This is a genomic window from Neobacillus pocheonensis (genome assembly GCF_050477905.1).
Taxonomy (GTDB): domain Bacteria; phylum Bacillota; class Bacilli; order Bacillales; family Cytobacillaceae; genus Neobacillus; species Neobacillus pocheonensis_A.
In genome coordinates, this window is record NZ_JBCNAD010000033.1 from 51,362 (window position 1) to 65,281 (window position 13,920).

Consider the following 13,920-nt stretch of genomic DNA (forward strand, 5'->3'; position numbering starts at 1 on the left):
AAAAATGCGTTTTGATGAGGCTTACTCAGGTAATGTGTTTATAAAAAGCCATCCGAGTTTTGAAGAGAGCCAGGTTGTTTTGTACGGGATGCCGATGGATTGGACAGTTAGCTACCGCCCAGGTTCCCGTTTTGGCCCGGCGCGTATTCGCGAGGTGTCGATTGGTCTTGAGGAGTACAGCGCCTACCTTGACCGCGAGCTTGAAGAAGTAAAATATTTTGATGCAGGCGATATTCCGCTTCCGTTTGGAAATCCGCAGCGCAGCATTGATATGATTGAGGAATATGTGGATCAGCTTTTGGCAGCCGGCAAGTTCCCGCTTGGTATGGGCGGCGAGCATTTAGTATCTTGGCCTGTTATGAAAGCTGTTTATAAGAAATACCCAGATTTAGCGATCATCCACTTTGATGCACATACGGACCTGCGTGAGCATTATGAAGGTGAACCGCTATCCCACTCGACTCCAATCCGTAAAATTGCAGAACATATCGGACCGCAAAATGTCTATTCATTTGGAATTCGCTCTGGCATGAAGGAAGAGTTTGAGTGGGCGAAGCAAAATGGCATGCATATTTCAAAATTTGAAGTACTTGAGCCGTTAAAAGAAATCCTGCCAACGCTTGCTGGTCGTCCTGTTTATGTAACAATCGATATCGATGTCTTGGACCCAGCGCATGCGCCTGGAACAGGTACAGTGGATTGCGGCGGTATCACTTCAAAAGAACTGCTTGCTTCGATTCATGCGATTGCCCGTTCTGAAGTGAAGGTTGTCGGCGGTGACCTGGTTGAGGTTGCGCCTATTTACGATCCGTCCGAACAAACCGCCAATACGGCGAGTAAATTAATCCGCGAAATGATTCTCGGCTGGGTGAAATAATAATTATTCTAATGTGGTGCCTGTCACCATTCGAGAATGATTCTAATCTAATGTTTGTTTAGGTGCCTGTCCCGATGGGGGCGGGCATCTTTTGATTTGTACGGTATCAATGTTTATAATAGAAAAAGTATGCGATAAAAGAGCACGGTCAATGATGAAGACTATAACAATGAAAAAGAGCTTTACAGAGTTCCTTTTTTAAAAAATAGGAGTGTAATTGGTTGGATAACACTGAAATTCCCGTGAAGATTAAGGTGAAGACGACGATTGATCGGCAGGAGAGCTTTGAGCTTATTACTTTTGGCCGATACTTTCAAAAGGGGGAGGCCTCCTTTTTAAAGTATGAGGAAGTGCAGGAAGAGGGCACGGTAAGGACGATTGTGAAGCTGGCAGGCAATGAAGCGCTGATTTTGCGCGGCGGTGCGGTCAAGATGAGGCTGCCGTTTGAATTAAACAGGGTTCTGCGCGGCAGCTATGAGATGCCGTTTGGTGTGTTTGAAACGATGACGCTGGCGAAGCGAATCGAGCATACGGAGGGGCGAATTGATATCCTGTATGATTTTACGTTGCAGGGCGAGCCAGCCGGTACATATCATTTAGAAATAACGTTTCAGGAGGAGCGGAAATGAATATAGTTGAACAGGTACAAAGTAAGTTAAAAGATGAGATTCGCGCCGCAGTGCTAAAGGCGGGGCTGGCCACAGAGGAGCAGATCCCAGATGTGATTCTTGAGACACCGAAGGAAAAAGCGCACGGTGATTACTCGACGAACATGGCGATGCAGCTGGCAAGGGTAGCGAAAAAGGCGCCGCGGATGATTGCGGAAAGCTTGATTGAGCATTTCGACCGCTCGAAGGCTTCGATTGAAAAAATTGAACTGGCGGGACCGGGTTTTATTAATTTTTACATGAATAATGGCTATTTAACGGATTTGATTCCTGCCGTGCTAGAGGCGGGGGACAAGTACGGCGAAACGACGGTTGGCGGCGGCCAAAAAGTTCAGATTGAGTTTGTTTCCGCGAATCCGACGGGTGACCTGCACCTAGGACATGCCCGCGGTGCGGCAGTCGGCGATTCGCTGTGCAATATTTTAGACAAGGCCGGGTATGATGTTTCACGTGAATACTATATTAATGATGCCGGCAACCAGATTAATAATCTGGCATTGTCTGTTGAGGCTCGCTATTTCCAAGCGCTTGGTATGGAAAGGGCGATGCCGGAGGACGGCTACCATGGCGCTGACATTATCGGCATCGGTCAGCGTTTGGCGGATGAGTTTGGCGATAAGTATGTTGGGGTTCCTGATGAGGAGCGGTTTGAGTTTTTCCGTGAGTATGGGTTGAAATATGAAATGGCGAAGTTGCAGAAGGACCTTGAGGATTTCCGCGTCCGCTTTGATGTGTGGTACTCGGAAACGTCTCTTTATAAAAATGGGAAAATTGATGAGGCTCTGACGGCACTGCGCGCGAGTGGCTATATTTATGAGCAGGACGGTGCGACATGGCTGCGTTCAACAGATTTAGGAGATGATAAGGACCGCGTGTTAATTAAGCAGGATGGTTCATATACCTACTTGACGCCGGATATTGCCTATCACAAGGACAAGCTGGAGCGCGGCTTTGAAAAATTGATCAACATTTGGGGTGCGGACCATCATGGCTATATTCCACGGATGAAAGCGGCGATTCAGGCGCTTGGGTATGACCGCGAGGCGTTAGAGGTGGAAATCATTCAGCTTGTTCACCTTTATAAAAATGGCGAGAAAATGAAGATGAGTAAACGGACTGGAAAAGCGGTAACGATGCGTGATTTGGTTGATGAGGTCGGCCTCGATGCGACGCGTTATTTCTTTGCGATGCGCAGTTCAGATACGCATTTGGATTTTGATTTGGATTTGGCAGTGTCGCAGTCCAACGAAAATCCGGTTTATTATGCACAGTACGCTCATGCGCGGATTTGCTCGATCTTGCGTGCAGGTGAAGAGCAGGGTGTGACTGTTGGTTCCGAGGCGGATTTTTCTTTGGTTGGGTCTGAAAAGGAAATTGACCTTTTGAAAAAGCTTGGCGAGTTCCCGGCAGCTGTAGGGGAGGCCGCATTGAAGCGTGTACCGCACCGAATCACGAATTATATCTTTGAGTTGGCGTCTACGTTCCACAGCTTTTACAATGCTGATAAGGTGCTGGATAACGAGCAGCCAGAACGCAGTAAGGCACGCCTCGCGCTTGTGAAGTCAGTGCAGATTACTTTGAAAAATGCATTGGCGTTGATCGGGGTATCAGCCCCTGAAAAAATGTAAATGGTTTTGGGCTCCCTTTTGGGGGCCTGTTTTTATTTGAGATTTTTGGTTCCCGTAAACCCATTCGATTTTTCCAAAAAAAATGAATATCCTCCCAAAAAATACAAATATTAATAGAGAATTTTGAGTGAGGAGTGAACCGAAAGCATGAATGTTGGTAGAGCAAAGGAAATTGCGGAATCAGCCGATATTATTAATGTGTCCTATGAGGGGGCGCCGGTCATTATTCAGCATGTGGATGAGGCCACAAAAATGGCGCGGATTTATTCGCGGCAGGATCCGGAAAATGAACGAGAAGTTCCTGTATTAAACTTGATTGAAGAGTAAAGTCTCCGCTGCGACCCGGAGACTTTTTTATTTCACTTCAATCGTCCCGCCGCTTATCCTTTTAAAGCCCCGCCATTTACCTAGGTTCTCCACCAATTTCAAGGCGGCTTGGTCCTTGCTTTTTGCCTCAATCATAAAATCAATATCCTGGCCAAACTCTTTCAATAGCTTCAAAAAGGGAGCCACAAATTCAGGGTCAACGAAATCAGCATGGGAGCGGAATTCTTTCTCGGATTTTGGGGAGGAAATATGAACTTTCGGCAGGTACGGCGCATTGGACCACGTTTGGAAAATTCGCGGCAGTAATTCCTCAAGCGGTGCCTGGCAAAGGTTTGCCATGTGATGATGATAATCAAACACGAACGGAATCCCCTCTTTTTCACAAACGGCCAGCGTCTCTTCAGCCGTATACGTTTTATCATCATTTTCTAACGTCATCACTTTTTTAATAGGAGTGGGCAGCGTCGTTAAATTCTCATGAAAGCGAGCCAGTGCCTGCTGTTTATCCCCATAAGCACCGCCAATATGAATATTAATCAGACCGTATTGCTCGATCCCCATGGCTTCAAACATTTGATAATGATAGGTCATATCCACAACGGCATTTTCAGTAATCTCCGTTTTCGGCGAAGTAAACAGAGTAAATTGATTGGGATGAAAGCTGACCCGGAGCTGTTTTTTTCTAACAAGCGAGCCAATCTCCTGCCACTCGCTTCTAAATGGGGTAATAAAGTCCCAGCGCACCTCGGGATGAGTGGCAAGCGGCACAATCGAACTCGAAAAACGGTACAGCTCCAGTTCATGAGAAAGATTATAGTAGAGCATCCTTAGGGTGTGGTCCAGATTTTGCTTCGTGACCTCGAGCAACTTTTTTTCGCGTTCCTGAACGCTAAGCTGCTGATACCTTGTATAGGTTAGCGTCTTAGCAGGGGAAGCATCCCACAAGCTAATCGCATGGGATACATAGCCGAAACGAATTTTCATGTATTGCACTCCATTCAGTTATAAAAAATAAGCAACCGCCCCGGCAATTCCTTCTTTTACCGACCTGAAAAAACTGCCTTTATTAAGACTAGCCAGCGACAAAGGTTCGGAATCGGCGATGTCTTTTTGCAAAACCTCACGCAAGCGCGCAATAAATGCTGGATCATACAAATAGCAATTGATTTCCTTATTTAAAAACAGGCTGCGTTTATCAAAGTTGGCGGTGCCGATGTCACAGACTTTGTCATCGATGACGATTGTTTTGGCATGATAAAAACCATTTTTATATTGAAAAACCTCCGCACCTTCGCTAAGAAGTCTTCGTAAAAATCGATATGAAGCTTCTTGGACAAGGATATGGTCCGATGTATATGGAACCAAGATGGTTATGCTGACTCCTCGGCGGGCAGCCTCAAGAAGTTCTGAAAAAATCCTCCTACTCGGAATAAAATAGGGCGCGCCAATCGTGATGGAAATTGCGGCCTTATTGAGCAATCGAATAAACAGATCTTCAAGCTGCCCTGCTTCTGTCGGCACAAACTGGTGGCGAACCGCACCCTTCGGCAGCTCCGGGAAAAACATGTGCGAGCCCTGTAAATCCTCACCGGCGTACTCTTTCCAATCGATGAAAAACTCACTTTGCAAAAAATCGACACTCTCGCCGGTTATTTTTAAATGATAATCTCGCCACGGGCTCAGTTTCGGATCTTGATCAATATATTCCTTGCCAATGTTGAACCCGCCAAGATAGCCAATTTTTCCATCAATAATCGAAATCTTGCGGTGATTGCGGACCTGCGATGAATAAAAAAGGTAGGGAAGCTTAATGTGGTTGCTGAAGGCAAAGTGGATGCCTGCTTCTCGCAGCCCTTTTATCATCGCCTTTTTAATCTTCCAGCTGCCGAGGCGGTCGACAAGCAGCCGGATTTCGACTCCTTGGCGGGCTTTTTCTTTTAAAAGAGAGAGGAATTCCTGGCCAAACTCATCGTTCTTCACAATATAAAACAGGACATGAATATGCTTTTTCGCCTGGCGAATTTCGTTGAAATAGTCGAGGAACAGTTCCTTGCCGTGTGTGAAAATGTCAAAGTTCCCATGAAGAATGGCCGTTTCCGTTTGGCGGGCAATCGAAAGATGCTTCCTCCGGCCTAATCGAAAATCTACTACAAGCCAAACCAGGATGAGAAGAATAAGTCCAATCAATATAAGGGCAAATTTCATCTGGAATACTTCCTCCAATCGGTTTTGTTAGTTTCTCCGACAGCCTTGATTTCTATAAGTCGAACGAATCTTACAAAAAATTGGTTGACTGAATGCTCATTCATAATATAATAGAATTAAAGACGATTCAGAAAATTATTTATTTTCTACAACTTACAAAAACATACGACGAAAGGGGCGTTTTATGTGAATGGTTTATTATGGCTTAACCTGATTGCGTTCTTGGCTGTAACCGCTTACGCGATCAGCTTGTTCGTTTACGTTGTCAAAACGCGGATTGAATTCATCAAGCTTGGCAAAAAAGTCGAGTTTGACAACAATGTCAAAGAACGTCTGCAAAAAATTTGGGTTAACGTATTTGGACAGAAAAAGCTTTTGAAGGACAAAAAGAGTGGTGCGATCCACGTCATGTTCTTTTATGGCTTCATTCTTGTTCAATTCGGGGCAATTGATTTCATTTGGAAAGGACTGGCCCCAGGCTCACACCTGCCGCTTGGACCGCTTTATGCAGGATTTACGTTTTTCCAAGAAATCGTTACGTTAATGATTTTAGTAGCGGTTATCTGGGCTTTCCACCGCCGCTATGTTGAAAAATTAGTCCGCCTTAAACGCAATTTCAAATCAGGTCTTGTCCTATTATTTATCGGCGGCTTGATGGTTTCGGTTTTAATCGGAAATGGCATGGGCATCATCTGGCACGGCGAAGAAACTACTTGGACAGAGCCGGTCGCTTCGGTGATTTCCGTTATTTTTTCAGGCATTGGTGAAACCGCCTCCATTGTGATCTTCTATATCGCCTGGTGGGCGCATCTCTTGTTCTTGTTAACATTCTTAGTATACGTACCGCAGTCCAAGCATGCTCACTTAATTGCCGGTCCTGCGAATGTTTATTTTAACCGTTTAGAAAAACCAGGTAAGCTGAAAAAAGTTGATTTTGAAGACGAATCCCAAGAAACCTTCGGGGTTGGAAAAATTGAAGATTTCACCCAGCACCAAATGATCGACTTTTATGCCTGCGTCGAATGCGGTCGTTGTACTAATATGTGTCCGGCTACTGGCACAGGAAAAATCCTGTCACCGATGGATTTGATTGTGAAAATGCGTGACCATCTCACCCATTACGGTGCGGCGGTTACTCAAAAGCAGCCATGGGTGCCGACCTTTGCGTTTGCAGGAACGAAGGGGAATCAAATTGCTTTGGCCGCAAGCGGACAAGGAGCAGAAGAAACAGCTGCTGCGCTTGCTTATAATCCAAGCTTAATTGGTGATGTCATTACCGAAGAAGAAATCTGGGCATGTACAACTTGCCGCAACTGTGAGGACCAATGTCCGGTTATGAATGAGCACGTTGATAAAATTATCGACCTTCGCCGTTATTTAGTTTTAACAGAAGGAAAATTGGACGCTGATGCACAGCGTGCGATGACCAATATTGAACGCCAAGGAAATCCTTGGGGCTTAAACCGTAAAGAGCGTGAAAGCTGGCGCGAGGTGCGCGACGATGTTCATATCCCGACTGTGAAGGAAATGAACAAGGCCGGCGAAGAATTCGAATACTTATTCTGGGTGGGATCGATGGGCTCCTACGACAACCGCAGCCAGAAAATTGCTTTATCATTCGCGAAATTGATGAACGAAGCTGGCGTGAAATTCGCCATCTTAGGTAATAAAGAGAAAAACTCTGGTGATACACCGCGCCGTCTTGGTAATGAGTTCTTGTTCCAAGATCTAGCGGCGAAAAATATCGAGGAATTTGAAAAGGCAGAGGTTAAGAAGATCGTCACGATTGACCCGCATGCCTATAATATTTTCAAAAATGAATATCCGGATTTCGGCTTAGAGGCAGAGGTTTACCACCATACAGAAGTTCTATTTGAGCTTGTGAGGGATGGCCGCCTTGTACCGACACAAACTGTCAACGAAACAATTACATTCCATGACTCTTGTTACTTAGGCCGTTACAACGATGTATACGATGCACCTCGTGAAATCTTGAAATCCATTCCGGGCGTGAAGCTCGTGGAAATGGAGCGCAACCGTGAAAAAGGAATGTGTTGTGGCGCCGGCGGCGGGTTGATGTGGATGGAGGAAGAAACAGGCCACCGCATTAACGTAGCGAGAACAGAGCAGGCACTCGCCGTCAATCCTTCCGTAATCAGTTCCGGATGTCCATACTGCTTAACGATGATTACAGATGGAACGAAGGCGAAGGAAGTGGAAGAAAAGATTGCCACTTATGATGTTGCCGAACTGTTGGAAAAAGCGGTTTGTGGTGAGTTAAAGTCAGTCGCATCTTAAGAATTTAAATAGTAGAGGTTGACTATTTTCGTGAATTCATAAAATTTTAGGAATTTTGCGTAAAAATATTTCAACTTCTACTTCTTTTTATGTAAAATATAATGTAGAGGTAAAACGCTTACATTTCCTTTTTTATGAAACGCTTTGACGCGTTAATTTTTTAGCAGTGAATTGAGCGAGCGTTCAGTCGCTCTAATCGAGTGCAATTTTTTTAAAAAGTTATGACTGAATATTGGGAAAAGGGAGAGTGTTTTGAATGGGGAAAACGGTTATTTTAAGTGGGGTTAGAACACCTTTTGGAAAATTCGCAGGGGCATTGAGCAGCTTCACGGCATCGGAATTAGGGGGAATTGCTGTTAAAGAGGCTTTAGTACGTGCAGATGTGAAGCCGGAAGAAGTGCAAGAGGTGATTCTTGGTACCGTGTTACAAGGGGGCCAAGGCCAAATTCCATCCCGTCAAGCAGCTCGGCATGCGGGTTTGCCGTGGGAAGTGAAAACAGAAACAATCAATAAAGTTTGTGCATCTGGTATGCGCAGTGTGACCTTGGCTGATCAAATCATCCGCGCAGGCGATGAAGAAGTGATTGTCGCAGGCGGCATGGAATCGATGAGCAATGCACCGTACATTCTGCCAAAAGCTAGATGGGGACTGCGCATGGGTGACGCCTCCGTCAAGGATTTAATGCTTCATGATGGTTTAAGCTGCAGCTTTACCGGTGTTCACATGGGCACATACGGAAATACAACGGCTTCTGAGATGGATATATCCCGTGAGGCACAGGATGAATGGGCATTTAGAAGCCATGAGCGTGCGATTGCAGCGATTGAAAGCGGCAAGTTTGCTGAGGAGATTGTTCCAGTTGAGGTGCCACAGCGAAAAGGAGCGGCGCTTGTTGTGGAGCATGACGAGGCACCACGGAAAGACACGTCTTTAGAAAGGCTTGCGAAACTTGCACCTGCTTTTAATTCATCAGGAACGATTACAGCAGGAAATGCCCCAGGCGTCAATGACGGTGCGGCTGCCCTCGTGCTGATGAGCGAAGAGCGCGCTGCCCGTGAAGGCCGTGCGGTTGAAGCGGTCATTTTGGGCCATGCGGCGATTGCGGTGGAAGCGAAAGACTTCCCACAAACACCAGGAATTGTCATCAATGAAATTTTACGAAAAACTGGGCGCAGCTTAGAAGAAATCGACCTTTTTGAAATCAACGAAGCTTTTGCGGCTGTTGCGTTAGGGAGCGGCCAGATTGCCGGACTTGACCTCGAAAAGGTAAATGTTAATGGCGGTGCGGTTGCCCTTGGACATCCGATTGGCGCAAGCGGGGCGCGTATCATTATTACTTTGATGCATGAACTGAAGCGCCGCGGCGGCGGTATCGGAATTGCGGCGATTTGCTCCGGCGGCGGTCAAGGCGATGCTGTGATGATTGAAGTTCCGAAAGGCTGATCTACTTATGAAAAAATGGATTCGCCGATAAATGAAGCAAATTCGCCGATAAAATGGAATATTCGCCGATAAATTAGGAAGAATCGCCGATAAATTTTGATTTTTCGCCGATAAATTTTGGTGCTATCCCGATTAAATAGTGTTTCGCAGATAAAGTATCGATTTTCGAAGATAAACCATGATTTTCCGCAGATAAACTCAGGAGAATCTATCAAACTTGTCAAAATATAGGGCCGAACACCTTATTCGGCCCCCATTTGGAGGGGAAAACATGAAAGTATCTAAAGTAATGGTCATCGGAGCAGGACAAATGGGCTCGGGAATTGCCCAAGTATGTGCGCAGGCAGGCTACAACGTGTTATTAAATGATCTCAAGCCAGAATTCGTCCAACGCGGCTTAGGAGTTATCAATAAAAATCTTTCTCGTAACGTCGATAAAGGACGGATGTCGGACCCTCAAAAGCAAGAAGTATTGGCAAGACTTACTATGTCAACCGACCTTAACGATGCAGCGGAGGTCGATCTTGTCATCGAAGCAGCTGTTGAAAACATGGAAATTAAAACGAAAATTTTTGCACAGTTAGATGATATTGCTCCGGCACATGCGATTTTAGCGAGCAACACTTCGTCCCTGCCAATCACCGAAATTGCAGCAGCAACGAAGCGCCCGGAGAAAGTTATCGGCATGCATTTTATGAATCCGGTTCCAGTGATGAAGTTGGTGGAAATTATCCGCGGCTTAGCGACAGCCGATGAAGTCTATCAAGTGATTGAAGACATGACAAAAACCTTAAGCAAGGTGCCAGTAGAAGTAAATGACTTCCCCGGTTTCATCTCGAATCGCATCCTTTTGCCAATGATCAATGAAGCGATTTATGCCTTGTACGAGGGTGTTGCCACGAAGGAAGCGATCGACGAAGTGATGAAGCTCGGCATGAACCACCCGATGGGGCCGCTTACCTTGGCTGATTTTATCGGCTTAGATACGTGCCTATATATTATGGAAACACTTCAGGAGGGCCTTGGTGACGACAAATATCGTCCATGTCCACTCCTACGAAAATATGTAAAAGCTGGCTGGCTTGGCAAGAAATCAGGCCGCGGTTTTTATACGTACGAATAACCGAGACAAGGTTCGTTTCCCCAATCGATTGCATTTTTTATACCAACGATATGATGGGGAATCTTGCGATAAAAATATATTTAGAAAGCCCAGTTCCACTCTATTTTTCGAAAAAGGGGTTGTTTGAGGATGAATACTGCCACTTTAGATTCTCCAAAAGGAGAGTTCAGCATGAATCTTACATTCACAGAAGAACAGGAAATGATGCGAAAAATGGTCCGCGATTTTGCTGAAAACGAAATTGCTCCATTTATTGAAAAAATGGAAAAGGGTGAATTTCCACGTGAAATTCTTCGCAAAATGGGGGAACTGGGCCTGATGGGGATTCCTGTTCCGGAAAAATACGGCGGCGCTGAAATGGATTTCACCTCGTATATCATCGCCATTAATGAGCTTTCAAAGGTAAGCGCCACTATTGGCGTTATCCTTTCGGTTCATACCTCCGTAGGGACGAACCCAATTCTTTACTTTGGTACGGAAGCGCAAAAGCAAAAATATTTGCCAAAAATGGCTTCTGGAGAGTATTTAGGAGCATTTTGTTTAACTGAGCCAAGCTCAGGATCCGATGCAGCGAGCTTAAAATCGCGTGCGGTTATGAGCGGCGATCATTATGTGATTAACGGCTCGAAGGTGTTTATCACCAATGGCGGTGAGGCCGATGTTTATATTGTTTTCGCTAAAACAAATCCAGAGTTAGACAGCAAAGGAATTTCTGCTTTTATTGTGGAAAAAGGGACTCCTGGCCTCATCATTGGCAAGGATGAAAAGAAGATGGGCTTGCACGGCTCAAGAACCGTTCAGCTTACATTTGAAGACATGAGGGTACCGGCTGAAAATCTTCTTGGCGCAGAAGGGGATGGCTTTAAAATTGCGATGGCCAATCTTGACGTCGGCCGCATCGGCATTGCCGCACAGGCACTCGGAATTGCTGAGGCAGCATTGTCGGCCGCAACTGCTTATGCGAAGGACCGTATGCAATTCGGAAAACCAATTGCCGCCCAGCAAGGGATTGGCTTTAAGTTAGCTGATATGGCAACTAGTGTGGAAGCGGCAAAACTATTAGTCTATCGTGCTGCTGATTTGCGTGGGCGAGGCGTGAAGTGCGGCCTTGAAGCGTCGATGGCGAAGCTGTTTGCCTCTCGGACGGCTGTTGAAGTCGCAACGGAAGCGATACAGGTTTTCGGAGGCTACGGTTACACAGAGGATTATCCAGTTGAACGATATTTCCGCGATGCGAAAATTACGGAAATTTATGAGGGCACGAGCGAGATTCAGCGGATCGTGATTAGTAAGAATCTTTAATTTTTATTGTAGAATTCAGCCCTATTTTTGTAGAATACACACTAAATTTTGTAGAAAGATTAAAGGAGGACTTCCAAAATGAACTTCAAACTATCTGAAGAACATGAAATGATTCGTAAAATGGTTCGTGATTTTGCTCGCAACGAGGTGGCACCAACAGCGGCTGAGCGAGATGAGGATGAGCGCTTCGATCGTGAAATTTTTGACAAAATGGCGGAGCTAGGCTTAACAGGAATTCCGTGGCCGGAGGAGTATGGCGGAATTGGCAGTGATTACTTAGCGTATTGCATCGCAGTAGAGGAGCTTTCCCGTGTCGACGCATCAATCGGAGTAACTCTATCAGCCCACACTTCATTAGCAGGCTGGCCAATCTATAAGTTCGGCAGTGAAGAACAAAAGCAAGCCTACCTTCGCCCGATGGCAGAAGGCACAAAAATTGGCGCGTATGGTTTAACAGAGCCTGGCAGCGGTTCGGACGCAGGCGGGATGAGAACAACAGCCCGTCTTGAAGGCGACCATTACGTTCTTAACGGTTCCAAAGTCTTCATCACAAACGGCGGTATCGCTGACACATATGTCGTATTTGCCTTAACCGATCCATCTAGCAGACAAAAAGGAACAACCGCGTTTATCGTTGAAAAAGATTTCCCAGGCTTCTCAGTTGGGAAAAAAGAAAAGAAGCTCGGCATTCGTTCATCACCAACAACAGAAATTATTTTTGAAGATTGTCGTGTGCCAGTAGCTAATCGTCTTGGCGAAGAGGGCGAAGGCTTTAAAATCGCGATGATGACCCTTGATGGCGGACGAAACGGCATCGCGGCACAAGCTGTTGGAATTGCTCAAGGCGCCCTTGATGCTGCTGTTGATTATGCAAGAGAACGCCACCAGTTTGGGAAGCCAATCGCGGCCAACCAAGGAATCAGCTTTAAATTGGCTGATATGGCAACAGGAATTGAGGCTTCAAGACTATTAACCTATCAAGCAGCATGGCTCGAGTCTAACGGACTTCCGTACGGAAAAGAGTCCGCGATGTCGAAGCTGCTTGCTGGCGATACAGCGATGAAGGTAACAACTGAAGCGGTTCAAGTATTTGGCGGCTACGGTTATACGAAGGATTATCCGGTGGAACGATTCATGCGTGATGCGAAAATTACGCAAATCTATGAAGGCACACAGGAAATCCAACGCCTCGTAATCTCAAGAATGATAACCAAATAAAAAGAAAAGCGGAAGCGCCTTGACCAGGGAAAAAAGCAGTTCATTTTTTCCTTGGGGCGACAAGCATAAGACGAGCCGGTGAGAACGTTGCACTTTAACCTTCTTGCCGGATTGGCTTAGACCAAAGAGCCCCTAGGCGCTGGAGCTAGACAAAGGTAGGGCAAAGGGATGAAAAAACGGGAGGTTCAGGCCTCGGTCAAGGATGAGCGCCTCGTTCAAAAAAGGCGTGACCAAATGATCAAAGGGGCCGTAGCACTTTTTAAACAAAAGGGGTTTCATCGGACGACGACAAGGGAAATTGCCAAAGCTGCTGGCTTTAGCATTGGCACATTGTATGAATACATTCGCACAAAGGAAGATGTTTTATATCTGGTTTGCGACCAAATCTATGACCACGTAAGCGAGCGCCTTGAGCAGGATGAGGCCATGAAAAAAGGGACATTGGAAAGCCTAAAGCTTGGTATCGCAAACTTCTTCCAAGTCATGGACGAAATGCAGGCCGAGGTGCTCGTCATGTATCAGGAAGTGAAATCGTTGTCCAAGGATGCACTACCTTACGTGTTAAAAAAAGAAGAAGCAATGGTGGCGATGTTTGAAAACCTGCTCTCCCGGTGCATAGAGAATGGGGAGCTCGATCTAACGGAGCAACAAGTCAAAATCATCGCCCATAATATCTTTGTCCAGGGGCAAATGTGGAGCTTCCGCCGCTGGGCCTTACGAAAATTATTTACAATCGAAGAATACACTGAGCTGCAAACCGAGCAGTTATTATTAGGTTTAAAGCAGCAACAGCCACAAAAAGGCTAATTTTTAAAATAGGGGGACTCCGG

12 protein-coding genes are annotated in these 13,920 nt (G+C 45.8%); 10 read left to right on the plus strand and 2 right to left on the minus strand.

The window, feature by feature from the left end; all coding sequences use genetic code 11:
* The first annotated feature begins 4 nt into the window (after positions 1-4).
* The 4 genes from speB (at position 5) to ABES02_RS18425 (ending at position 3,500) form a co-directional block, all read left to right on the plus strand.
* Complete coding sequence (speB, locus tag ABES02_RS18410) at positions 5-877, plus strand: agmatinase (RefSeq protein WP_430138012.1); 873 nt, start codon at positions 5-7, stop codon at positions 875-877.
* A 221-nt stretch (positions 878-1,098) separates the two neighbouring features.
* Positions 1,099-1,506 (plus strand): DUF1934 domain-containing protein, encoded by a 408-nt coding sequence (locus tag ABES02_RS18415; RefSeq protein WP_430138015.1) that lies wholly within the window; start codon positions 1,099-1,101, stop codon positions 1,504-1,506.
* A complete protein-coding gene (gene argS / locus ABES02_RS18420; protein WP_430138019.1) occupies positions 1,503-3,173 on the plus strand; it encodes an arginine--tRNA ligase in 1,671 nt (556 codons plus the stop codon). The genes ABES02_RS18415 and argS overlap by 4 nt, the downstream gene beginning before the upstream one ends.
* A 147-nt stretch (positions 3,174-3,320) precedes the next feature.
* On the plus strand, positions 3,321-3,500 hold the full coding sequence (locus ABES02_RS18425) for an H-type small acid-soluble spore protein (RefSeq protein ID WP_430138022.1): 180 nt from the start codon (positions 3,321-3,323) through the stop codon (positions 3,498-3,500).
* Positions 3,501-3,527: 27 nt separating this feature from the next.
* On the opposite strand, the gene uvsE is transcribed toward ABES02_RS18425, so the two are convergent.
* The gene (gene uvsE / locus ABES02_RS18430) at positions 3,528-4,484 is read right to left on the minus strand and encodes a UV DNA damage repair endonuclease UvsE (RefSeq protein WP_430138025.1); all 957 of its coding nucleotides are present in this window, start codon (positions 4,482-4,484) and stop codon (positions 3,528-3,530) included.
* An 18-nt stretch (positions 4,485-4,502) separates the two neighbouring features.
* Positions 4,503-5,705 carry a cardiolipin synthase gene (gene cls / locus ABES02_RS18435; protein WP_430138027.1) on the minus strand — a complete coding sequence of 401 codons (1,203 nt, stop codon included), beginning with the start codon at positions 5,703-5,705 and terminating at the stop codon, positions 4,503-4,505.
* A gap of 186 nt (positions 5,706-5,891) precedes the next feature.
* Between cls and ABES02_RS18440 the strand changes: the two genes are divergently transcribed.
* The 6 genes from ABES02_RS18440 (at position 5,892) to ABES02_RS18465 (ending at position 13,897) form a co-directional block, all read left to right on the plus strand.
* On the plus strand, positions 5,892-8,003 hold the full coding sequence (locus ABES02_RS18440; protein ID WP_430138031.1) for a (Fe-S)-binding protein: 2,112 nt from the start codon (positions 5,892-5,894) through the stop codon (positions 8,001-8,003).
* A 256-nt stretch (positions 8,004-8,259) separates the two neighbouring features.
* A complete protein-coding gene (locus ABES02_RS18445) occupies positions 8,260-9,447 on the plus strand; it encodes an acetyl-CoA C-acetyltransferase (protein ID WP_430138034.1) in 1,188 nt (395 codons plus the stop codon).
* Between the two features lie 271 nt (positions 9,448-9,718).
* Positions 9,719-10,570, plus strand: a complete 852-nt coding sequence (locus ABES02_RS18450) for a 3-hydroxybutyryl-CoA dehydrogenase (protein ID WP_430138036.1) — start codon at positions 9,719-9,721, stop codon at positions 10,568-10,570.
* Between the two features lie 171 nt (positions 10,571-10,741).
* Positions 10,742-11,872 (plus strand): acyl-CoA dehydrogenase, encoded by a 1,131-nt coding sequence (locus ABES02_RS18455; protein WP_430138039.1) that lies wholly within the window; start codon positions 10,742-10,744, stop codon positions 11,870-11,872.
* A gap of 78 nt (positions 11,873-11,950) precedes the next feature.
* Positions 11,951-13,090, plus strand: coding sequence for an acyl-CoA dehydrogenase (locus ABES02_RS18460; RefSeq protein WP_430138042.1), 1,140 nt, complete (start codon positions 11,951-11,953; stop codon positions 13,088-13,090).
* Between the two features lie 168 nt (positions 13,091-13,258).
* Positions 13,259-13,897, plus strand: a complete 639-nt coding sequence (locus ABES02_RS18465) for a TetR/AcrR family transcriptional regulator (protein WP_430138044.1) — start codon at positions 13,259-13,261, stop codon at positions 13,895-13,897.
* Positions 13,898-13,920: the final 23 nt, after the last annotated feature.